18 protein-coding genes and 1 pseudogene are annotated in these 22955 nt (G+C 47.5%); 7 read left to right on the top strand and 12 right to left on the bottom strand.

The annotated features are described in order from the left end of the window. Positions 1–38: 38 nt before the first annotated feature. Positions 39–2384 carry a M1 family metallopeptidase gene (locus EXU57_RS02885; RefSeq protein ID WP_133266650.1) on the bottom strand — a complete coding sequence of 782 codons (2346 nt, stop codon included), beginning with the start codon at positions 2382–2384 and terminating at the stop codon, positions 39–41. A gap of 13 nt (positions 2385–2397) precedes the next feature. Further along, positions 2398–2976 carry a HupE/UreJ family protein gene (locus tag EXU57_RS02880; protein ID WP_133266649.1) on the bottom strand — a complete coding sequence of 193 codons (579 nt, stop codon included), beginning with the start codon at positions 2974–2976 and terminating at the stop codon, positions 2398–2400. 60 nt (positions 2977–3036) lie between these two features. On the opposite strand from EXU57_RS02880, the gene EXU57_RS02875 reads away from it, so the two are divergent. Further along, positions 3037–3540, top strand: a complete 504-nt coding sequence (locus EXU57_RS02875) for a DUF6702 family protein (RefSeq protein ID WP_133266648.1) — start codon at positions 3037–3039, stop codon at positions 3538–3540. A gap of 106 nt (positions 3541–3646) precedes the next feature. Here EXU57_RS02875 and EXU57_RS02870 read toward each other — a convergent pair whose 3' ends face one another. Continuing rightward, positions 3647–4942 carry a hemolysin family protein gene (locus EXU57_RS02870; protein WP_133266647.1) on the bottom strand — a complete coding sequence of 432 codons (1296 nt, stop codon included), beginning with the start codon at positions 4940–4942 and terminating at the stop codon, positions 3647–3649. Between the two features lie 245 nt (positions 4943–5187). Here EXU57_RS02870 and EXU57_RS02865 point away from each other — a divergent pair, with 245 nt between their 5' ends. After that, the gene (locus tag EXU57_RS02865; protein WP_133266646.1) at positions 5188–5733 is read left to right on the top strand and encodes a GNAT family N-acetyltransferase; all 546 of its coding nucleotides are present in this window, start codon (positions 5188–5190) and stop codon (positions 5731–5733) included. 175 nt (positions 5734–5908) lie between these two features. Here EXU57_RS02865 and EXU57_RS02860 read toward each other — a convergent pair whose 3' ends face one another. Beyond that, positions 5909–6190: a hypothetical protein gene (locus EXU57_RS02860; protein ID WP_133266645.1), complete on the bottom strand. Its 282-nt coding sequence runs from the start codon at positions 6188–6190 to the stop codon at positions 5909–5911. A 149-nt stretch (positions 6191–6339) separates the two neighbouring features. Here EXU57_RS02860 and EXU57_RS25545 point away from each other — a divergent pair. Continuing rightward, positions 6340–7323 (top strand): annotated as a pseudogene (locus tag EXU57_RS25545) (MBL fold metallo-hydrolase). A 247-nt stretch (positions 7324–7570) separates the two neighbouring features. On the opposite strand, the gene EXU57_RS02845 reads toward EXU57_RS25545, so the two are convergent. Together EXU57_RS02845 and EXU57_RS02840 are read right to left on the bottom strand one after the other, a co-directional pair. Further along, complete coding sequence (locus EXU57_RS02845) at positions 7571–8815, bottom strand: serine hydrolase domain-containing protein (RefSeq protein WP_207955365.1); 1245 nt, start codon at positions 8813–8815, stop codon at positions 7571–7573. A gap of 159 nt (positions 8816–8974) precedes the next feature. Then, positions 8975–9676: a type 1 glutamine amidotransferase domain-containing protein gene (locus EXU57_RS02840; protein ID WP_133266642.1), complete on the bottom strand. Its 702-nt coding sequence runs from the start codon at positions 9674–9676 to the stop codon at positions 8975–8977. Positions 9677–9808: 132 nt separating this feature from the next. On the opposite strand from EXU57_RS02840, the gene EXU57_RS02835 reads away from it, so the two are divergent. Both EXU57_RS02835 and EXU57_RS02830 read left to right on the top strand, forming a co-directional pair. Continuing rightward, a complete protein-coding gene (locus EXU57_RS02835; RefSeq protein ID WP_207955364.1) occupies positions 9809–11044 on the top strand; it encodes a hypothetical protein in 1236 nt (411 codons plus the stop codon). 121 nt (positions 11045–11165) lie between these two features. Beyond that, complete coding sequence (locus tag EXU57_RS02830) at positions 11166–12617, top strand: amidohydrolase (protein WP_133266641.1); 1452 nt, start codon at positions 11166–11168, stop codon at positions 12615–12617. A 3-nt stretch (positions 12618–12620) separates the two neighbouring features. Here the strand turns inward: EXU57_RS02830 and EXU57_RS02825 are convergent, their stop codons facing one another. Then, a complete protein-coding gene (locus EXU57_RS02825) occupies positions 12621–12818 on the bottom strand; it encodes a hypothetical protein (protein WP_133266640.1) in 198 nt (65 codons plus the stop codon). A gap of 702 nt (positions 12819–13520) precedes the next feature. Here EXU57_RS02825 and EXU57_RS02820 point away from each other — a divergent pair. Continuing rightward, a complete protein-coding gene (locus tag EXU57_RS02820; protein WP_133266639.1) occupies positions 13521–14315 on the top strand; it encodes a hypothetical protein in 795 nt (264 codons plus the stop codon). A 23-nt stretch (positions 14316–14338) separates the two neighbouring features. Beyond that, complete coding sequence (locus EXU57_RS02815; protein ID WP_133266638.1) at positions 14339–14935, top strand: hypothetical protein; 597 nt, start codon at positions 14339–14341, stop codon at positions 14933–14935. Between the two features lie 171 nt (positions 14936–15106). Here EXU57_RS02815 and EXU57_RS02810 read toward each other — a convergent pair whose 3' ends face one another. The 5 genes from EXU57_RS02810 to EXU57_RS02790 all read right to left on the bottom strand — a co-directional run bounded on the left by EXU57_RS02810 (position 15107) and on the right by EXU57_RS02790 (position 22732). Beyond that, positions 15107–15829 carry a HEAT repeat domain-containing protein gene (locus tag EXU57_RS02810; RefSeq protein WP_243745481.1) on the bottom strand — a complete coding sequence of 241 codons (723 nt, stop codon included), beginning with the start codon at positions 15827–15829 and terminating at the stop codon, positions 15107–15109. A gap of 82 nt (positions 15830–15911) precedes the next feature. Beyond that, positions 15912–16607 (bottom strand): NAD-dependent epimerase/dehydratase family protein, encoded by a 696-nt coding sequence (locus EXU57_RS02805; RefSeq protein ID WP_133266636.1) that lies wholly within the window; start codon positions 16605–16607, stop codon positions 15912–15914. A gap of 35 nt (positions 16608–16642) precedes the next feature. After that, positions 16643–19822, bottom strand: a complete 3180-nt coding sequence (locus tag EXU57_RS02800) for an efflux RND transporter permease subunit (protein WP_133266635.1) — start codon at positions 19820–19822, stop codon at positions 16643–16645. Between the two features lie 390 nt (positions 19823–20212). Next, positions 20213–21379 (bottom strand): efflux RND transporter periplasmic adaptor subunit, encoded by a 1167-nt coding sequence (locus EXU57_RS02795; protein ID WP_133266634.1) that lies wholly within the window; start codon positions 21377–21379, stop codon positions 20213–20215. 15 nt (positions 21380–21394) lie between these two features. Beyond that, a complete protein-coding gene (locus EXU57_RS02790) occupies positions 21395–22732 on the bottom strand; it encodes a TolC family protein (RefSeq protein WP_133266633.1) in 1338 nt (445 codons plus the stop codon). Positions 22733–22955: the final 223 nt, after the last annotated feature.

Below are 22955 nucleotides of genomic sequence, written 5' to 3'. Positions count from 1 at the left end.
CGGTTAAGGCTCCACAACAATAAACGGATTATACCGGATTACTCAGGCTTGCGTTGCTGGCCTTGCTGTTGTTGAAGCGCCCGCTGCATTGAGTTATTACCGGTACTTTGCCCTCTGCCTGACTCCTGGGCCTGTTTAAACAGTTGAAAGCGGCTCGGCAACTGCTGAACCGGCCACATTCCATTGGCCTCATTAATGTCGGCAGTTTCTTTATACGGGTCAAGACGAACCGCTGTAACCTGTTTGTCTTTGATAAACACTTTAGTAACCTTGCGCTCGTTCAGCATCCATATGGAAACCGGTACGTATTGTACCTCTTTCGTTCCATCCTCAAAGGTCCACTCCAGTACGATTGGCATCAGCATCCCGCCGCGATTTGAGAACGTGAGCTCATAGAAATTCTTGTTGATCCACCTGGAGGCATTTGCAGAGTCCCGCCGAACCGCGCTGTCGCGATAAGTTTTTTGAGCATTGTATGCAGCATCTGCACCCGGGTTGTAGTAGTAAAAATCGCGTAAAGTGGTATCCGTGTCAACACCAAACTTGATTTGCCCGCCAGCACGATTTCGCATCTTGCTGATCGACTCAAATTCGGGTTGTTTGCCCCCTACGGCGGGTGCGCCATCCATCCGGTACCATTTAAGGCTGTCGAGTGATATATCTACGGGATCGGTTCCAAAAAACCAGCCGCGCCAATACCAGTCAAGGTCTATTCCGCTGGCATCTTCCATGGTACGGAAGAAGTCGGAAGGGGTCGGATGTTTAAAGGCCCACCTGCGTGCATATTCTTTAAATGCGAAGTCAAACAGTTCACGACCCATAATGGTTTCACGCAGAATATTAAGCCCGGTAGCAGCCTTTGCGTAAGCGTTTGAACCCACGTTAGCTACTGCATCACCTTTGGTCATAATTGGCTCAAGCATTTCCTTTGGGAGCTTCATATAATCTGTGATCAGGTGAGCTGGCCCTCTACGCGATGGGTAATTGTTGTCAAACTCCTGTTCGGTAAGAAACTGGCAAAATGTATTTAGCCCTTCGTCCATCCACCAATACTGTCGTTCGTCACTGTTGACGATCATCGGGAAAAAGTTGTGGCCAACCTCATGGATGATCACTCCGATAGCGCCGTATTTAACCGCTTCGGTATACGTGCCATCTTTTTCAGCCCGGCCATAGTTCATCGCCAACATTGGATACTCCATTCCGATTGCTGCCTCCACAGACTGGGCAACAGGGTAGGGGTACGGTATGGTAAAATTGGAATAGGTTTTAAGGGTTTGCGCAACAGCTTTGGTGGAGTATTTACGATATAGCGGGTAAGCTTCTTTGCCATAAAAGCTCATACACATCACCTTTCTGCCTTCAATCATTTGCGGCATGGCGTCCCAGACCAGGCGGCGGGATGCGTTGAATGCAAAGTCGCGTACATTTTGTGCATTAAACACCCAGGTTTCTTTCGCTGTGCTTTTTTGCCTTGAAGCTTCCAGCGCTTCATTCAGGGTTACAATCTCCAGGGGCTCTTTAGCTACCTGCGACTGTTGCCAGCGCTGGTACTGCGCCCCGGTAAGCACGCTACGCAGGTTTTGGCACTCGCCGGTGGCTGCAACAATGTGGTCAGCAGGTACCGTTATTTTAACTTTGAAATTGCCAAAGGTTAACGCGAATTCGGCCCCACTGGTAAACTGCAGCAGTTGCCATCCCTGGAAGTCGCTGTAAACTGCCATTCTCGGGTAGAACTGGGCAATTGAGTAGAGGTTATTGCCATCTTCAGGAAAGTACTCGTAACCACCGCGTCCGTACCGGGTAAGCTTATCCGGGATCTTGTAATTCCAATCGATCTTAAACGCAATCCTTTCCCCCGGCTTCAAGGTTGCGGGCAGGTCCAGGCGCATCATCGTTTGGTTGATCGTGTACTTGAGTGGCTTGCCAGCTGCGTCCGTTACCCTGGTCAGGTTCATTCCATATCCTTCAAGTTTACGCCAGGGTTCCAGGTTAGTAAGTTGCTGATCCGTCATGCTGTTTTGCATGCGGCTGGTATTTGCCTGGTTATTGGCGCTTTTGGGATTATGGAAGTTCTCGTCGAGCTGCAACCAAACATATCGCAATGGGTTTGGCGAATTGTTGAAGTAGGTAATCGTTTCTGTTCCGGTAAGTATGTTGTTGGGCTCATCGAGTTCCACCGCAATGTCGTAATCGGCCTGTTGCTGCCAGTATTGTGGACCCGGTGCGCCACTTGCCGTACGATAACCGTTTGGCGCCGAAAGAAGGTAATTCAGTTCCTCAAACTTGTTTCCGTGATCTGCGCCCGGATTACTCTGGTTTTGCGCGTGTCCACAAAAAATACCTGCCACCAAAGCGGCAAAAAGAAGCGTCTGTTTTCTCATTAATGTTTTTTTATTACGGAAGCCGTTGTATCGCCATTTCAATGGCAAGCGATAAAATTCCTCCACTAACTACCAGCATGTAGGCTCTTTGGTTCACTTTCAAAAGGGTGAGCAAAATAAAGGAAATAGTCATTAAAGCAATCACGATCATCAGCTGTCCGGCTTCTAAACCGATATTAAATGAAAAAAGCTGCAGAAAGATATTGCTGTTTCTGCCAAGCAGGCTTTTGAGGTAGTTGCTAAAGCCAAGCCCATGCACCAGGCCAAAGACCAGGGCCAGCCAATAAACCAAGGGATATTGTCCTTTGGAGCTGAGATTTTTTGCGAAAAGGTTGGTGCTTGCTGTGATGATAATTGTAACCGGGATAACAAACTCTATAATGGCAGTTCTATAGCGTATGACGTTAACAACACTTAGTAATAGCGTAATCGAATGACCTATCGTAAATGCCGTAACCAGCAGCAGCAGCTTCTTCCAGTCTTTAAGCTGGTAGGGTAAACACATTGCAAGCAGAAATATTATGTGGTCAATCCCCCTGAGATCGGCTATATGCTGCCACCCAAGCTTAAAGTATAAAGCAAACTCGTGCATTCTTATTTTAACCCGAATTTTTAAAGTGGAACCGCAAAACTCGGATATTAAACAAGACTTTTGCCGATCAATTTATGGCCGATGCTTGGAATGTTTCACCTGTTTGTGGTTAATCTTATCGCCTTTCATCCTTTTTATATCAGTATGACCGAACTGAACTATGACCAAAAGCAAAAAACGCTGGAGGTAAGTGTTCGGGTGTTTACTGATGACCTTGAGAAGGCTGTTCGAAAAGATTGTGGCTGCAAAGCTGTTATTATGAGCCCCGCGGATAAACAACAATCAGGAAAACATTTGTCGGCCTATATAAGCAAACACCTTCAGTTAATAGTCGATGGTAAGCCCACAGCAATGCGCTTTGTAGGCTACCAGCAGGAAGAAGGAAGTACGTGGAGCTTTTTTGAAGTTGCAGGACTGGATGGCGTTAAGAAAATTGGGATGGTAAACAACCTGCTCTACGACGAAAATAGCCAACAGGTGAATATGCTTCGCATACAGGGTTATGGTAAGGAACGAAGCGACAAACTAGAGTATCCTGCTACGAATTATAGTTATAGCTTTTAGTCAAAGTTTAAAATCAAAAGTAAAAAGTAAAAAATCAGAAGGCGCCTTCTGAGATAATAAGACATCCTGTTATGCTATCGTAAAAACCTTCTTACGGCAAATCGTGTTAGCCTTCCTCCAGCTCTTCCTTAATTGCCTCAGAGCAGGTCACCAATATTTTATCGATACGGTGGGCATCCATATCTACTATTTCAAATTCGAAGCCTTTCCACTCAAGTTTGTCACCGGTTTTCGGGATCCGTTCAAGCATGTGTAAGATAAAACCTGCCAGGGTATTAAAATCGTGCTCCCCCTCATTCATATATTCTGTTTTGCCAAACCTGCTCAGGAAGTTGTAAAATGGTAACTGGGCCTCAATAAGGAAAGTGCCGTCCTCCCGTTCAATGATTTCGTAGTCGTCCTCCGCCTCCGGGGCAATATCTCCTACAATTGCTTCAAGAATGTTGTTGAGCGTGATCATACCCTGCAGGCTACCATATTCGTCCACGATAAAGCAGCTATTAGTAGCAGACGACCTGAATTTTTCCAGGAGTTGGTAGGCTGAATTATTCTCAGGTACATATAATCCCGGTTTCATGAGATCCCTAAGCGGGGTATTGTCTGCGGCCAGCAGAAGGTCCTTAATACTGACCACACCTTTGATGTTGTCGATGGCACCGTCGCAGAGCGGGTAAGTGCTGTGTACAACCTCGCTCATCTTTTGCTTAATGTCCACCACGAGTTCATTGATGTCCATCCAAACAATATCACTCCGGTGGGTCATCAGCGAAGTAATGTTCCGGTCGCCGAGATGAAACACCCTTTCAATGATCTCCTGTTCGGCCTCCTCTATGGCGCCATGTTCGGTACCCTCGCTGATGATTGCCTTAATTTCTTCTTCAGTAACCTGGCTATCGTTATTGCGAATGTTGAATATTTTGGAAATCAGCATGGTTGACTTGCTGAGTAACCATATAAATGGGTAGGTAAGCTTTGTGATCAGGCGCATGGGGCCGGAAACGAGTTTGGCTACGGCTTCCGGTTTGGAAAGGCCGATTCGTTTAGCAACAAGCTCCACGATCAGCGATAGATAGGTAATACCAACCACAACGATAACAGTAGCAAGCGACTTTCTGTTACTTTCTGATATCGTTAAGTCCTTAAGCAGAACTACAAGTTCATTCTTGATTTTTTCGCCGGAAAAAATACCCGTGAGGATACCCATCAGGGTAATACCTATTTGAATGGTAGATAAAAAAGTGTCGGGGTGGGCTGCAAGGTCTAAAGCGGACTTTGCTCTTGCGTCGCCTTTATTTGCCTGGACTTCAAGCCTAGCTCTCCGTGCCGACAACAGCGCGATCTCGGCCATCGCAAAAAGGCCGTTTAAGATTAGCAGGCCGAGGATAATAAAAATTTCCGTCATTACTTGAGAATTGCTGCAAAGCTACTTAAACCCGATTTTGTCCCTTTGTTTGTACAGGATCGGTGCAGGTAACGAACAGCGTATTGAATTAAAATAGTTTTGTGATGAATGAATCTAATTAGCAAATATATTTAAATACTGTGCCACCACGATGAATAATCAGTATTAGCTCGCAATGTGCTTGCTTAAGCCCCGGAACTATTGAACGTTATCAATTTAAGCCTGATCAAAAAAGGACTCTCTCTATGCAACTGAAGCGAATCCACGATAGAAATAATCCCGACCTGGTTGTTTTCAAGGAACTCTACGAGTCTGCTTTCCCGTTGCAGGAACGCCGGTATTGGCAGGACTTGCTGGCATTGGCAGATCACCCTGTCATGCAAATAGAGGTCGTTCAAGTGACAGGAGCTTTTGCCGGATTTATTGTTTATTGGCCTTTCCCGGACTTTGTTTATATCGAACATTTTGCCATAAAGCCTGAAATCCGCGGTGCGGGCGTAGGTGCAAGCCTGCTGAACCAGCTACTTGTTCAATATGACTATGTTGTACTTGAGGCGGAATATGCTTCAGACGAGGCATCTGATCGACGAATACGTTTTTACCAACGAACAGGTTTTCATGTTGCGCCATACTCATATGTCCAACCGCCCTATCGCAATGGTGGTAACGGTCTACCGATGCACCTGTTAACCAATCAGCCGGTCCTGTCTCAATCCCGATTCAACGAGATAGTCGAAATCATCCGGGAACGGGTCTACGAAGCGAACCAGGATAAATCTTTCCAGGAGTAAGCGCCCACGCCGCGGTAGTTTTCCAACTAAAGTATTCTGCGTTAACGATCTACAAAAGATTTCCGCAAGAAACATGTTTGGCTCAGGCAAAAAACCTTGCGGATCCTGGAATAGATATGTTGGGAATACGAATGTCCGTTCAGCAAGCGTGTCCTCCGGGACTTTCGGCCGCCGTTTAGCTTCCAAGAATATCTGCTGGGGTGGTAATCCGGGGTGCTTCAGTATCATCTGTTGCGGAGGCTGACTTGCGCCTAAGCTTGTCTTTCACATCATGGGCGCTTTCAACAATTTCGTCTGGTACACTATTGTCGAGTTGAAGGTCAACGTTCCTGATTTCTTCATCTGTAATCTCGTGATGTTGGTCGCTCAGGTGACGGTGTACCAATTCGCTGACCGTTTCCGCGGACTGCTTTTGTGGTGTTTGATCCTGGCTGGAGCTAAGCAACTGGTCTTGCATAAGATTTTCTGTAAACGCAAACAAAATAGTGCCAGCTTTGTCGTATCGTAAAGATTATTAGCCAGTTGTGCAAATAAGGTTACAAGAAACCCTTTTAATTGTAATGGCAGCAAAACAATCCCGAGTTGCCTATCCTAATTTTCAAGTGAATGAACAATTCTGATCATTATAACGGTAAGATATACCTGAACCCTGTTCCAACGGAGGTGATGCCCAAAGGGTCGTTCTGGAGGATTATGAGGATGTACCTGCAACGGCATGAGGGCGTTATACCTTCATCTGCCCCGGGGCCATTTAAGGTAAACCCCAACGAGTTTAAATCAACAGCGTCAAATGGATTAAAGATTACCTGGCTTGGTCATTCAGGATCGATCATCGACATCGACGGTAACCGTTTTCTTACCGACCCGCTTTGGTGTCAACGCGCATCGCCGGTGGCCAAGGTCGGGCCAAAACGGTTTTTCCAGAACCCGATTGCCCTAAACGAACTTCCCGCAATTGATCGCCTGCTGATATCGCACGACCACTACGATCATCTGGACAAGTCCGCCGTGCAGCAAATTACAAAAAAGGGAACCCGGATTGTTTGTCTGAAAGGTGTTGCCGCTATACTCCAAGCATGGGGAGTTGACGCTGGCCAGATAACTGAGCTGGATTGGTGAGAAGAAACAAACGTGGGAAACTGCACGATCACCGCTTTGCCGGCCAGGCACTTTTCGGGCAGGAGCCTGCTCAACCGATTTCATACGCTCTGGGGCTCTTATGCCATCAAAGGGCCTGATCATAATGTATACTTTGGTGCAGACTCCGGATACTACGATGGGTTTAAGAAAATTGGTGACCGGCTGGGGCCTTTTGACCTTACCATGCTTGATACCGGTGCATACAACCCCGAATGGGAACAAATTCATATGGGTCCTGAAAACGCCATCAGGGCTAACCAGGACCTCCGCGGCAAACTCCTGATGCCAATACACTGGGGCACCTTTCCCCTGGCATTTCATCCCTGGACCGAACCCGTAGAGCGCGTAATGGTGGCAGCAGAAGCAGCTGGGGTGCAGTTGTTGTTACCTGCGCCGGGCGAAACACGAGACGTTGATGCCGGGAGCTACGTTAACAAGTGGTGGCTTTAGAAACATGAGCAGCAACAGGAAGCTTTTCTGCACGTATCCCCATGTTTATTAAATCGCAAATCAAAGGATGTGCAGTTCACCGCGTTAGGGATTGGCGCGGAAAGCCCCGCAGCCCGACGGAGGAGGGCAAGGGCTTGGAGCAAAAGCCCGGCCCCCCAACCTGAGTTGGGGGGAAACGCCAAAGAATCCCCTCGTACTTAACGGGAACGCAAACCGTTGTTTCCGCAGCATCCATTTTCATCTTGAATTACTTCAACGCCTCAAGTACCGCTTTTACCATTCCATCAACCGCATTGTTTTCAATCCATCGCACAACCACAACCAGCTCGTGTTCGCGATCAACATAAATGAAATTGGTGCCATTACCAACGTGCACAAAGGCTGTTTCAGGTGCCGACGGCATGTACTTTTTAGCCGTGTTTAGAAAAAAGTTCATGTAGCCATACGTTGGCTGGGCGCTGGTAGGGGTGAGTGCCTGCCGCATCCATTGTTTGGAAAGCAGCTGCCTGCCGTTCCAGTTGCCTTCGTGCATGGTTAGTAAGCCAAACCTTGCCATATCGTAAGCATTAATAAACATACCGCCGCCCCAATGGCCACCGCCACTAACACATTGCACCAGCGCACCGTCGAGCACGATCCATGAATTTCGGTAACCTGTCCACCGCCAGGTATTAGAGGCCCCAATCGGATCCATGATCCCAGCTTTCAAAACCTGTGGCAGCGGCTTTCTCCAAACATTGGTTGCAGCGAGTGCAAGCGCGTTTACCCTTACATCATTGTATTCGTATACGGCACCCGGTTCGTTGCGTTTCCTGTTCAGCCACTTTGCAGCATCTGCGTCGGGGCGATCGGCCCAATCGGCTTTACCCCATAATACCCCTTCAAAATCGCTGGTTTGCCGCAACATCACATCCCAGGTTAACCGCCGGTTATGTGGCGTTTCAAAAGGGGAGATCAGCTCGGGTGTGCCAACACTGGCCGGACCGCGGCCAACCTGCCCGGAATGATAAACTTCAACAGGCGGAACATAGCGGGCAACCGTATCTGTAACTGACCGGATGAGCCCGCTGTCAACTGCAAGGCCGATTACTGACGACAGAAAGCTCTTGGTAACGCTGTGCGTCATATCAACCCGTGATGGCTCGCCCCATGATGCGACCAGGTAACCCTTATGCACGATAAGGCCGGTAGGCTCGCCACGATCGCTAAACGGACCGATGCCTTCTCCAAATGGTTCTTTGCCAAAGGTCATGGCCTGCGAAAGTTCCATATCACGCGGTTGCCTGCTCTCATGGCTTATTGCAAAACGGATAGCTGCGGCAAGTTTGCCCGTATCAAACGAAGTGGTTGCCGGTACCTGCTGCCACAAGTGCGGTGGTGGAAAATAAGGTTTGCCCGCTTGCACATTTGTTCGCTTTTGTGCAATTGATCCCGTTACGGCAAATAGTGAAACTGCTGCCAGCATTATGCCCCGGGCCAGGAAATTGATCATGCCTGTTGGTTGATAAGATAATGATGGAAGATACTTCAGCAGCGTAAATTAACCGGCTTATGCTGAAGGTTTGTTGGAGCCCCTGTTGATGTTCATGACACTTACAGGCAAAAAAAGGCTGTCTTTTTGCAAAGACAGCCGGAAATAAGACGATTGTTATTAATCCTGTTCAACCTTAGAAGCCTTAAGTACCTTCAGCAGGTTTTCGGCAACTTCTTCTGATGAAGCAGGATTTTGCCCCGTGATCAATTGACCGTCGACAACGGCATAAGAGGCCCACTCTTCTTTTTTGCTGTAGTCTGCTCCTTTGCTTTTCAATTCGTCTTCCAGCAGGAAAGGCACAAAGGTGGTAAGCCCGACAGCTTCTTCTTCTTCATTGGTAAATCCGGTAACCTTTTTGCCCTTTACAAACGGCTCTCCATTTGGCGACTTTACGTTTAACAGGGCTGCAGGTGCATGGCAAACTGCTGCAACCGGCTTTTGATCCCTGATAAAGCTTTCAATCAGCTTTATAGAGTCCTGGTCGGTTGCGAGGTCCCATAAAGGTCCGTGACCACCGGGAAAAAAAACGGCATCATATTCATCGGGACTTACGTCGGCAAGCTTAAGGGTAAGCGAAAGTTTTTCTTTCAACGCGTCATCACTGTCGAACCTTTTTGTTGCGGCCGTTTCATTTTCAGGCGCACTGCTCTTTGGATCTATCGGCGGTTGTCCACCTTTGGGTGAAGCAAGTGCTACGTTAACACCTGCATCTGTAAGAAAATAATACGGAGCAGCAAATTCCTCGATCCAGAAACCTGTCTTATGACCCGTATCTCCCAGTTGATCATGTGAAGTCAGTACGAATAATACGTTGAACATTGATGTTGATTTAATTTGTCGGATGGTTTATTTGAAAATAATAATCCTATTCAGCACACCAAAACCGTTCCACCGCCAACCGCCGTACATTCGACAGTTTCAGTGACGGCTCCGCTGACGAACAGCGCTGTAATGGCGCTGAATTTTGCTTTTGCAGGTAACGTAAAAAAGCCTGAACCTTGGTACAGGTGTCACGTTAAACCCTGGTACCAGGCCGATGCAACCAATCGCTGCATTTATCCATCCGGGGACAGCATAAAACCCATTTTGATGATCAATATTGATGCAGCAAAACCAAAATTGGCGGTGCAGGATTTTACAATATCTTCGGCGCTTATGAATAACAGGCGTAGGTTTTTTGGAGGACTGCTTTTTGTGGCAGCATTCATCGGTACATCGTGTGGCAGCCAGGTCGTGAGCGACAGTAAAGCTGAAGTACAAAAGTCAGATACCCCGGTTGCCAACGCCGAAGTTCCGGCAAAACCAGCCCTGGATACGGCTGCATATGACCGCATCATGAAGACCATCAGTAATGGCGATACCACGGGTCTGTGGCCCCCGAAGGCTCCGTATCCATTACCCGGGGCAGTGCTGCCTTTCAACCGTATTATTGCCTACTATGGCAACCTGTTTTCCACACGGATGGGGATCCTGGGTGAACTGCCCAAAGCACAAATGCTGAATAAACTCAAAGGCGAAGTGGCTAAATGGCAACGCGCCGACACTTCCATACCGGTCATCCCGGCACTGCATTATATTGCGGTAACCGCGCAGGGATCACCAGGCAAAGATGGCAAACACCGTTTACGAATGCCTTTTCACCAGATTGATACGATTGTAAACTGGGCTAAAGAAATAGACGCACTGGTTTTTATTGACATACAGGTAGGCCTGAGCAATGTACAAACCGAGGTGCCCCAATTTGAAAAGTACCTGCAGATGCCACAGGTGCACTTTGGTATCGACCCTGAGTTTTCGATGAAAGGTGGTGGGCGTCCCGGAAGCCGTATCGGAACATTTAGTGAGCAGGATATTAATGCAACCATCGACTATCTCGCGGGCCTGGTAAGAAAACACAACCTACCCCCGAAAATCCTGGTAGTTCATCGGTTTACCCAGGGTATGGTTACAGGCTATAACAAGATCAAGAAAACACCCGAGGTGCAGGTGGTAATGGATATGGATGGCTGGGGCAACAAAACCCTTAAACGCTCAACCTGGCTGCGCTACATCTACCGCGAGCCGGTAATGTTCGCGGGGTTCAAGTTGTTTTATAAAAACGATACTAAAACCGGGCAGGAGCAGTTGTACTCGCCAGAAGAACTGATCAGGTTTACCCCGCAACCAATGTATATCCAATACCAGTAACCGTTTTTTTCGTTTGCAGGTTTGCCTTTGTAAATGCTACCGGCATGGCATTCAATCGCCAAGTGATTGATTACGATGTCATAGTTACACCTATCCATTATTTTATGCCAAATTGGTTAACATGAAAACTGGAGTTTTAAGTTTCCTGTCCTTTTTTGTACTGAATATTGTCGTTGCGCAAACCGGCCGCGGAACCAAAAGCGATGCGTTGAAACAACAGGCGCTTTCGTCCATTCAGGCGAAATATGCCGACTACAAAACAACGGCGCTTGCCATCTGGGACTTTGCAGAAGTGGGCTACAAGGAAACAAAGAGTTCGGCACTACACCAGCAAACATTACAACAAAATGGGTTTAAAGTAGAAGCAGGGGTTGCCGGCATCCCCACCGCCTTTGTAGCTACCTACGGATCGGGCAAGCCGGTCATCGGCATCCTTGCCGAATTTGATGCACTGCCCGGTTTATCACAGGAAGCTGTTCCTGAAAAAAAACCGATCGCCGGTAAGCAGGCAGGTCATGCGTGCGGCCACCATTTGTTTGGCACCGCAAGTGTGGCAGCAGGTGTCGAACTTAAAAACCTCATCGAACAAAAGAAGCTTTCCGGTACAATAAAGGTTTATGGCACACCGGCTGAAGAAGGCGGCAGCGGAAAAGTGTACATGGTGCGTGCAGGATTGTTTAACGACGTAGATGCAGTTATTCACTGGCACCCTGGCAACGAAAACGGGGTTACCATGACCAGTGCGCTTGCCAATATTTCGGCCAAGTTCCGGTTTAGTGGCATCTCAGCCCACGCAGCCGCGTCGCCCGAGCGGGGGCGTAGTGCATTGGATGGTGTGGAGGCCATGGACCATATGGTTAACATGATGCGCGAACACGTTCCGCAGGAAACCCGCATACACTATGTCATCACCCAGGGTGGTAAGGCGCCAAACGTAATACCCGATTTTGCCGAAGTATACTATTATGTTCGCCACCCGAAAAGAGACGTTGTGAAAGCTGTTTTCGACCGGGTGGTAAAAGCAGCAAATGGTGCAGCTACCGGCACTGAAACTACCGTTGCATACGAACTCATTGGTGGAACACATGACCTCTTGTTGAACAAAACATTGGCCGGTGTAATGCAGCAAAACTTCGAACGGGTCGGCGGGGTTAGCTACAGTGCTGAAGAAGTTGATTTTGCAAAAAAATTGCAGGCAACCTTTGGTTTTCCTGCAAACGCTATCGACAGCGCAGGGGTGGTTAAAAAATTAAAAATCGAAGCCGATGCTGGTGGCGGAAGCACCGATGTGGGCGATGTAAGTTATGCTGTTCCAACGGTAGGTCTTCGTTCAGCTACCTGGGTACCGGGTACCCCTGCACACAGCTGGCAGGCGGTTGCCTGCGGTGGTACCGAAATCGGTATTAAAGGACTTGTTGTTGCCGCCAAAACAATGGCACTTACGGCCATCGACCTCTATACCAATCCCGGCACAATAGAACAGGCCCAAAAAGAATTTAAGTCAGCCCTTGGCAATTACAAATACAGTGCATTGCTAGGCGATCGTAAACCAGCACTCAACTACCGCGATTAATAATTACCTGATCGTGTCGTCGCGGTCTCTTACTATACTGTCTTTTAACTGACCAGCTTTTTTAGCAATTGTATCCGCTGCTCTTTCAACCCCTTTTTGAACCTTATCGCCCGCAGCATCCAACTTTTGCTTATCCACTTTGCCATCTGTGCAGGCCATAAAACAACAAGCGATACCCAATACTAAAGCTGTCTTTTTCATCATTTTATTTTTACCGTTAATATTCAATTTTCCTGCCATCGCCAAACACGCCCAACCCGGTTGGGTTTCTTTTTGGTGACCAGCCAATCTTTTCGTAGCAGCATCGTTGCTACGCTCAGTTTGACAGTTTGTTCATTGCTATGGCTTCAGTTTTCCCGGTAAAGCGTTTATCATCGGGGTAACAACCAAACTGGGGAGGCTTCGAACGGTAACCTGCCGGTCGGATCTGGCTACGACGATGGGGTGTAGCAAACAACAATGCGGTACGGTAGAATCCTGTCTAGGCGCTGCATATTGACTTTGCGGACAAATGTTTTTATTTTTAAAAAGCCGTATCACTGCGAAAAGGCAGCACTGAGAAACGTTGGCAAAGGAACCGGACTATTTCAATGGGTTGTTGCTCCTCGTTTTGTGACTGCTTTCTCCAGTTCGCGCTAACCTAAGTTCAAACCGAAGGGTGGTTTATACATCTTGCGCTGGTGCTGCCGGGCAAAAAGTTTGGGATTGTACCGGGTCGAAGCTATCCGGTTTGCCTGGTGACCGCAAGTGCCTTAAAACGAATTACTTTCTCGTCATCCCCGGTCGATTTTCTATTCTTCCATTATTCTCCGCAAACCAGTACGTGCAAATGGCAATTCATACAGGAGCTATTGCATCCGTGATTCTTGGTAATTATATTCGTTTCCAATTAAACCTAAACCAATGAGAAAAGTAACCATTGCACCAGTTTTACTGGCTACAATGCTGTTTATCCAGGCGCCGGTTAGCGCGCAGGGCTTCCTTAAAAAACTTAAAGACAAAGCATCCAGTGTGACCGATAAACTCCTTGAGAAAAAGGTGGAAAATGCGGTTGGCATCGACAATTCCCAAAGCAACTCATCAACAGGCAGTAGCAGTGGCAGTAGCGGTAAGCCATCCAATAAAGGTGGTGCGGGTTTAACCAATTCAACCCCTCCGGATGTAGTACAACAGATCAACGATGCCGATAAGGCACACCAGGCAGGCAGCCTTAGTGAAGCACGCTATTCCATACAACAGGCATTACTCGGCGTTGAACTACAAATCGGTCGTGCCATTCTCAAGTCTTTTCCCACCACCGTTAGCGGGCTTGAACGGGACACACTTGATGACAAGGTTGCAAGTGCACAGTGGGGTTGGAGCAACCTGACGATCCAAAGAGTTTATAAAAAAGGGGACAAACAACTCACCATCACCGTGGGTAATAACTCCATCTACTCGGGAATGATGGGTGTTGTATTTAATACTGCCTACACCCAATCGAATGGGGAAACACAAAATTATAAGCAGATAAAAGTCAAGGGGAACAATGCTGTTATAAAGTACGATAAGGACGAAGGTTATGCCGTACTTGTGCAGCTTGGCCAATCCGGCCTGATTACCTGGGAAGGGATCAACTTCGCCACCGAGCAGGAAATGCTCACGGCAGTAAACACATTTGATATTGACGGCATTAAAAAAATGCTCGGCGAAAAATAAACCTCAACTACTTATTACTAGTTATGAAACGCATATTCCTTTCAGTTCTTTTTGTAACGCTTATCACCAGCGTATACAGTCAAAATTTTAAAACTTCGATAGCTACTGCAAAAACTTCGTATGCCGCGGGTAAACTCGAAGACACGCATTTTGCCTTACAACAAATGTTGCAGGAGCTCGACGTTACCATTGGAAAAGAAGTTCTAAAATTGCTACCCCCAAAAATGGATGTTTTGGAGCAAAACACGGCTGATGACAACGTTACCGGCAATGTTGGTTTCATAGGCGCCACCATACATCGGAGTTATGGTAAAGGCGATAAAACCGCCAAAGTGGAGATCATCAACAATTCACCGCTAATATCAACGCTAAATACGTTTCTAACGTCGCCTTTGCTGGCAGGACTGGGAAGCAACGGCAATAGTAAGGTGATAAAAGTTCAGGGATATAAGGGCAGGCTTACCCGCGAAGAAGGTGAAAACGGCAAGTCAGATTACCGCTTAGAAATACCTTACAGTAATGCGCTGGTAACCGTTAATGTCAATAATACTTCGGAGTCTGAAATTGTTGCTATGGCCAACAGTATTCCACTCGAGAAAATTGGCAAGCTGATCCAGTAATAACAACCGCATAGGTATAAGCACTGGTGGTACAGATTTGAAAAATGCGCAAATCGTCTGTACTACCGGTGCTTTGTATTTTATGTTTGCGTGCCCCGAATTCATTAGTGCTCAGGTAGGCCGTTCTCCTTACCAACGGCTGACCCAGCTAAAGCACTATTGTTCTCCAAATTATTTTAGGTGAGCCGTTATATATGCAGCCGCATCTTGCGGCTTTAAAAAAGCAAATGGTTGGTAACGGTGATGAACAGATACAATCTCCTTTGCAGCATCGGCGACAAGCGGTTTATTGTTCCAGCTATTTAAGTTCCGGATTACAACTTCAAGGCAACCTTTTTTGTAAGCGATTTGCCCAAGCACATGCACAAGGGTAGAACGCACTCTTTTTGATCCATCGAACTCCAACTGCTGTAGCATAGGCAAGATATCCGCGGGATGTTTTCGTCCGCGCAGTTCTATACCATGGCATATCTCGCGCCTGATTTCCGGGTTGGAATGGTTGAGGTAACCTGATGCCCAACTCAATACCGGAACAGGGTTCACTTCTGCCATTTTCTTTATGGAACCAATTACCGCATTTCTAACGCTATGATGCTTATCAAACAATGATTGATCAAACAAGGATGCCACAGCTTCAAAATCCACTTTCCCAATTTCCCCGGCTGCGTTTACAATCGTTTGCCGAAGCTGGTACTCCGTAGCGGTTGTCTGCTGATATAGTAGTGAAAGCAGCGAAGTTCTTAATTCAGGATGGTTCTTGTATGATTTGCCAGCTGCCAGGTATGCGGCTTTCCGGGTGTAAGTATCGTCGTTATTAAACCAGGGTAGGATAGGGTCTAAGTTAAAATCTCTTACTGCATTCACCAGTTCCTGGTAAATGTTTTCAGCGAACAAGGCCCGTTCTTTTTTATCAAGGTCGTAATAGCTTATCGCGAAGTGGTTTAGACGGTTTACGGGTCGTGCTCATGCACATTGATTATGGGGTAAACTCGTGCTTCGCCTTCGAAAGTTCAGTAATGTCCTTTACCTCGAGCACACGTTTAGAGTATGTGGCCGAACATACATTGATCATCGCATGGCCAAGTTGTTTTAAGCTGAGCACATACTTTGGTGCAATCAACCGTATAACCGGGATCAGCCAACCCAGGTATTTGTACATGGCAAGGGTGTTTTTTAGTCCCGGAGTCGGGGTGATAATTCCAGGCCTGAAATTGTATACTTGCTTAAAGGCTAACTTAAGTAAATCATTCTCCGTCTTCCCTTTTACCCTCGCCCACATGCGTTTACCCTTTTCCGTACTATCGGTTCCGGCGCCGGAAATGTAACAAAAGGTCATATTGTTATTCACCGAGGCAACAGCTTTCGCGAAATTCAAGGTAAGTTCATAAGTTAACCTGTGGAATTCAGGTTCTTTCATCCCTATTGAGGATACGCCGAGACAAAAAAGACAGCTGTTATAACCTTGCAGTTCATCCCTGATTGACGCCAGGTCAAAGAAGTCTTTGTGCACCACTTCCTTCAGCTTAACATGGCGTACACCACACGATCGCCTTCCTACCACCAGCACCGAAGCTACATCACTGTGCTGCAGGCATTCGTGTAGTACTCCTTCGCCAACCATCCCGGTAGCTCCCGTTAAAATGATCCTGAGTTTTTGTGGCTGTTCAGTCATGTCGACGTTTTTTAGGTATTGTTCTTAGCAACCGGTCATCCTTCGGGAAAGTGTCGGGGATGCAACCTGCCTTCTTCTTCAAGGGCCGCAAGTTGTTTTTTGCTATAAGCAACTTTAGATATCAGTACAAAGAGCACCGGCACAATAAAGATAGCGAGCAGTGTTGCAGCAAGCATACCGCCCAGTACTGTCCAGCCGATTGTAGCACGCGCAACTGCTCCTGCGCCCGATGCAAATGCAAGTGGCAAAACTCCCAGGATAAACGCCAGGGAGGTCATCAGAATTGGTCTCAACCTGATCTTTACAGCAGTCAGGGTGGCCTCTACAATCGGAACTCCGCCGTCGACCCGCTCCTTTGCAAATTCAACAATAAGAATGGCGTTTTTAGCCGCCAGCCCAATCAGCGTGATCAACCCAATTTGTGCGTAAATGTTATTATTCAGCCTTGGAATTAGTATCAGCGTAAGGATAGCTCCGAATGCGCCAATCGGCACAGCCAGCAAAACCGAAAACGGTACTGACCAGCTTTCGTATAGGGCAGCAAGGAACAGGAACACGAATAATATCGAAAGCGCAAAAACATAGGTAGAAGTATTACCTGCGCTGATCTCTTCACGGCTAAGTCCTGCAAACTCGTAGCCGTAACCAGCCGGTAAAACCTGCGCAGCTACTTCCTGCAATGCACGTATCGCGTCCCCACTGCTATAACCTGGCGCAGGTCCGCCATTAATTTCAGCGGCCCTGAAGAGGTTGTAGTGCGAAATCAACGGTGCATTTTCTATAACCTTATGCGACACAAGAGTACTCAACGGAAGCATCTGGCCAGCCTGGTTGCGAACATAATATTGTTCCAGGTTTTTAATGTCATTGCGGTACATGGTATCTGCCTGGGCAACCACCCTGAAGTTCCTGCCATACATCGTGAAGTCATTTACATATCGGCTGCCTAAAAAAGTTTGCATAGTCGAGTACACATCAGCAATGGATACACCCAGCTTTTTACACTTTTCGCGATCTACCTCTACCTGGTAACCCGGGGTTTTTGCAGTAAAAAAGGTAAATGCACGGGTGATCTCAGGTCGTTTATTGATCTCGGCCACAAATGTTTGCACCACCCGTTCAAAGCTCTTGATGTCGTCGGTACTTTCCTGCTGTTCCAGCTGAAAACTAAAGCCACCTGTTTGTCCCAACCCCGGGATGGCCGGCGGACTAATAACAACAACATTAGCCTCCCTGATGGTAGCAAAACTCTTCTGCAGGGTAGCAATCATCGAGTCGAGCTGCAGCTTCACATCTTTGCGCTCCGACCACGGTTTCAATTGGGTAAACACTGTTCCGCCGTTTGATTTTGATGAGAAGGTTACCACGTTTAAACCACCGAGACCGGCAAAGTGACCAACACCCGGTGTTCGTTTAAGAATGCTCATGATGGTGTCGAGCACCTCAAGACTTCGGGTGGTTGATGATGCCTCAGGTAATTCGTAAGTTACAAACAGCCTTCCTTCGTCTTCGGTTGGGATAAAGCCGGTTGGTTTTGCTTTGAACATGAAAAACGTTCCAACAAATATGCACAACAGGATGATCACCACATAACGGCTTCCTTTTATCGCTTTTTGTACCCCGTTCGTGTAGCTCGCAGTAGTGCGGGCAAACCATTCGTTGAACCGGAAAAAGAACCGGTTAAGTCCGCGGGACTCCCTGGTGAGCTTCATAGGCTTAAGAAACATCGAGCACAACGCAGGGGTTAATGACAATGCTACGAAAGCCGAGATGAGCACTGATATGGCGATCGTAATGGCGAATTGCTGGTAAAGCCTACCCACGATACCCGGTATAAATCCAACCGGCACGAACACTGCTGCGAGGATCAGCGCAATGGCAACCACCGGACCTGAAATATCCTTCATCGCCTTAATTGTCGCCTCCTTTGCCGAGATGCCTTCGTGATCGATGTAGTGTTGAACCGCTTCCACTACTACAATAGCATCGTCGACTACAATACCAATGGCAAGTACAAATCCGAATAACGTCAGGGTGTTGATGGTAAAACCGAGTGGTATAAAAAAAGCAAATGTGCCGATAATGGAAACGGGTATTGCCAGGATGGGTATTAGCGTAGCACGCCAGCTTTGCAGAAACAGGAACACCACGAGTAATACAAGCACCAGTGCAATCACAAGTGTTTCTACTACTTCATCAATCGAAACCTCAACCACCGAAACCGACTCAAAAGGCACAACATAGTCCACATCTTTTGGAAATGAACGCTTCAGCCTGTCCATAGTTTCCGTGATTCCTTTGGCGGTTTCCATGGCATTACTACCAGGTGCCTGGTAACACAGTAAATAAGAAGCGCGCTTACCGTCGACAAAAGAGTTGCTGGCGTAGCTAAATTTCCCAAGCTGTATCCGGGCCACGTCGCGTAAGAAAACAATAGAACCATCGTCAGGCCGGCTGCGCACGATGATGTTCCTGAATTGCTCTTCGCTGCTGAGCCGGCTATTGGTAAACACGGTATATTCAAATGCCTGAACCGAATTTTGTGGCGGGGCACCAACCGAACCGGCGGCAAGCTGTAAGTTTTGTTCCTGCAGGGCGGCAACTACTTCGCCTGCTGAAATACCCAGGGCTGCAAGTCGGTCGGGTTGTAGCCAGATACGCATACTAAAGTCATCAGCCCGCGTAAAGATGTCGCCTACGCCTTTTACGCGCAGCAATGCATCTTTCACAAATATGTTGGTATAATTATCAAGGAAGGTTACGCTGTGGCTGCCGCCGGGCGAATAGATTGCCACCAGCATCAGGATGCTGGGATTTCGCTTGCGGGTGGTAAGTCCCAGCCGCTTTACGTCGTCGGGTAATTGCGGGGTTGCGATGCCTACCCGGTTTTGTATGTCCAATGCTGCAATGTCCACATCCGTACCTACGTTCAGGGTTACATTCACCGTTGTACGACCATCGCTTGTGCTATTGCCCTGCAATTGAACCATGCCGGGCGTTCCGTTGATCTGGGTTTCAATGGGCGTGGTCACGGTCTGCTCGACCGTTTGTGCATCCGCACCGGTAAATGAACCCGTTACCTGCACGACCGGCGGAGTGATGTTGGGGTACTGGCTTATTGGTAATCCTAACAATGCGAGCAGACCAACCACTACAATCACAATCGAAATAACAATTGCCGTAATCGGTCTCCTTATAAAAACATCTGCTATCATAGTAAGTTTTGGTTCTGTTGGTGAGCGTCCCGGGAACATTCCTTTCGGTAGTCCGCGGGGTTATCTGATCCGTTTTCGATCCTGGTATCGCATAGTTAATGGGTAAAAAGAGCATTTGCCATACTTGTAAGCGGGCGGTCAACCAGGATCAGGACATGCCCGAAAGTTGTATGTTTTCTAACGATGTCTTCGTTCAGTTAAGTAATTCAGTACGTCTATTGGCGCAGCGGGCGGGCAACGATGTTTGATAGCCTTCCTCAGCCCGGCCCAAAAAAAACTGCCGGTTTATCGTAACCAACGATCATAATCTCACTTTCCTCAGCTACTCAGCATTGCGTAATCATACAAGCATTTATTACTGCATACCACTGGGTCGGATGGTACAAACCATTACAAACGCTTTCTCGCCGTATCGGTTGTAGGCACAGCTGTAGTTGGTGGGGTAGCAGACCGCGCTGCACCAACAACAACCTTTGCTCCTTCCTTAAGTTTTTGAACCCCTTCGATCGCAACATTTTCGTTAAGTTCAAGACCACTGTTTACGATCACCTTTTCCATGATCCGGGTTCCGATGTTTACTTTTCGCTGCGTTGCGGAGTCGCCGCTGATTACATACACGAAGTATTCGCCCATCTGCTCAACCACGGCTTTGTTGGGGATCATTAACTTTTGCGTACTGCTGTTGTTCTGCACCCGGATATTGCAGCTCATTCCGGGTTTTAGCAGCTTTTTATCGTTTGGAAAAACGATTCTCACTTTTATGGTACCCGTTTGAGGATCAACCGCGCGATCGATAAAACTCAGTTTGCCAGGTACAGGATAAACAGATTGGTCGGGCAGAACAATGGTAAAAGTAGAATCGCCCTTGCCTTTTGCTGCTTGTTGTAGATTGATAAACCGGCCGATCTCTTTTTCGTCAACGGCGAAATCAACGGCCATGGGATTATCCGACGATACGGTATTCAGGATGGTTTGTCCCGGTGCAACAGCGGCCCCCAACTTTACCTGCGAAATGCCGATCGTTCCCGTTAGCGGAGATGTAATTGTAGAAAACCTCAGCGTAGAAGTGACATTCCGAACAGCGGCCTGTGCTGCCGCTACTTGCATTTTAGAGGCCTGCAAATCGGCCTGTGCATGCTCCAGTGTCTGGCGTGCGATGGCGTCCTTTTTCGCCAGGTCGGCATAACGTTCTGCGTCTTGTTGTACCCTTGCAAGGTTAGCCTTAGCCACATTCAGGTTGGCAATTTGTTGATCAACATTTGCCCGGTATTGTTGCTGGTCGATTGAATAAAGCTTCATGCCTTTCGTGACTCGCTGCCCGTCTTTGAAGTATATACCGGTGATATAGCCCGACACCTGCGGACGGATTTCTACTTCGTTTAGTGATGTGAGGGTTCCCGGATATTCGTCGTAATAGGCGGCATTCTCCTGCTGAACCGTGTAAACGGCGATCTGCACGGGTGGGGAAGGAGGAGGGCCGGCCGGCTTATCATCAGCACAACCATACGCCAGGATTGTAAAGCAGATTAGTACCGGAAGCTGAACTGGATATCTCATCTTTAAGGTAGGAGTTTAGAAGGTAACGGTTCCGGAAGCGCGCTGTAGTTCGAGTTTGGCAGTAAGCACTTCATTTAAGGCGTTGAGGTAATTTAACTGGGCGGATCGCAGGTCGGTTTCCGCAATAATAACGTCCAGGTAAGTTTTAACGCCTGCGCTGTATTGTAAACGTAGCGTTGAATAAACTTCTTCAGCAAGGGTGACATTCTCACGCAGCGCATGATATTGTGCGAGATTACCTTTATAATCGGCGAGTGCCTGCTGGTATTGCGACTTTACCTGGTTATCGAGGTCTTCAAAATCCCACTGTAAACGTGTCAATTGAAGATTGGCGTTCCTTAGGTTATAAATGCGCTTCTTACCCTGGAAAATCGGGACTGCGATCTGCAACCCGACCGCGGAACTGGGGTATACGCTTCCGTAAAGACTTAAAAACCGGTCATTTTGAAAAGTAGGGATGTAGTTTGCATAGGCTGATACTACAGGCAGATAGCTCCACTTGTTATACTGAACATTTGCCGCTAACAATTTCCGTTGTGTTTCGAGCAACTGGTACTCGATCCGGTTGTTTACCCTGACCTCCTGAGCCGTATCGACGAAGATGTCCTTTTCCATTTGCAGGCTATCGTAAGCAACACTGAGCGACCTGTTTCCGGGATAGCCCATGAGTTGTTTAAGCACCGCGTATCGCGCTTCGACCTGATCGTGAGCCCGTTTCCGGTCGGCACGGGTTGTATTCAATGCAATTTGTGCCCGTTTATAGTCCACTTTGTCAACTATTCCACCCTGGTATTGGTTATAGGCATCTCTTAAGCTCCTTTCGAGCCGAACAATGTTTTCGTCAAGTACCTTGACCTGCTGAACGGTGAGAAGCAATCCATAGTACGCTTTGCTTACTTCTACAACCACATCAATCCGGGTTGCTGAAGTGGATTGGCGGGCCTGGGTACGGACATCTGTAGCAGAGCGTTTTGCCAGCAAAAGCTCAGGATTGAATATACTCTGGTTTAAGGTAAGCTGGAAGTTTGAAGTATTGACTACCCCTATCCGCGTTTCCCTTTTTCCACCGTTACCATCAGGGAAAAAGGAAGTAGGCAAAGCAAGTGCGTGTTGGAGGTTAAAAGCCACTGCAATTTGCGGGAACCATTCTGCAAGTTTACTCTTGATATTGGTTTCAACAATGTCTTCATCCGTCTTTGCCTGTCCAATTAAAGGCTGGTGCTTAAGAGCATATTGTACGCATTGCTGCAGGGTGGCATGCTCAATCGTAGAGTCGGCTGTGCGCTGCCCGGCCGATAAAAATGGATATAATATATACGCCGTACAGAGGAGGAAGCAGTAGCTGGTCTTCATAATCGATGATGTACTTAAATGTCAGCCGGGGGACTGCATTGAAATAAAAGGCAAAGAATCGCTGGATGTGGAAGCCCCGTTAGTGTTAGGAAAACAAATTTAGAGTTAAAACATCGAGGTTAACAGATTAAGTTATCAGCGGGTGAATTATTGCGTTTTCATGACGGTTCGGGTCCTCCTTCGAACTCATGACCAGAGTTGGCAAGATCTACAAAAAGGGTGG

Origin of the sequence: Segetibacter sp. 3557_3 (genome assembly GCF_004354985.1) — a bacterium.
GTDB lineage: Bacteria > Bacteroidota > Bacteroidia > Chitinophagales > Chitinophagaceae > Segetibacter.
The sequence above is the reverse complement of the archived record's forward strand: the minus strand, read 5'-3'. Positions and strand labels throughout refer to the sequence as shown.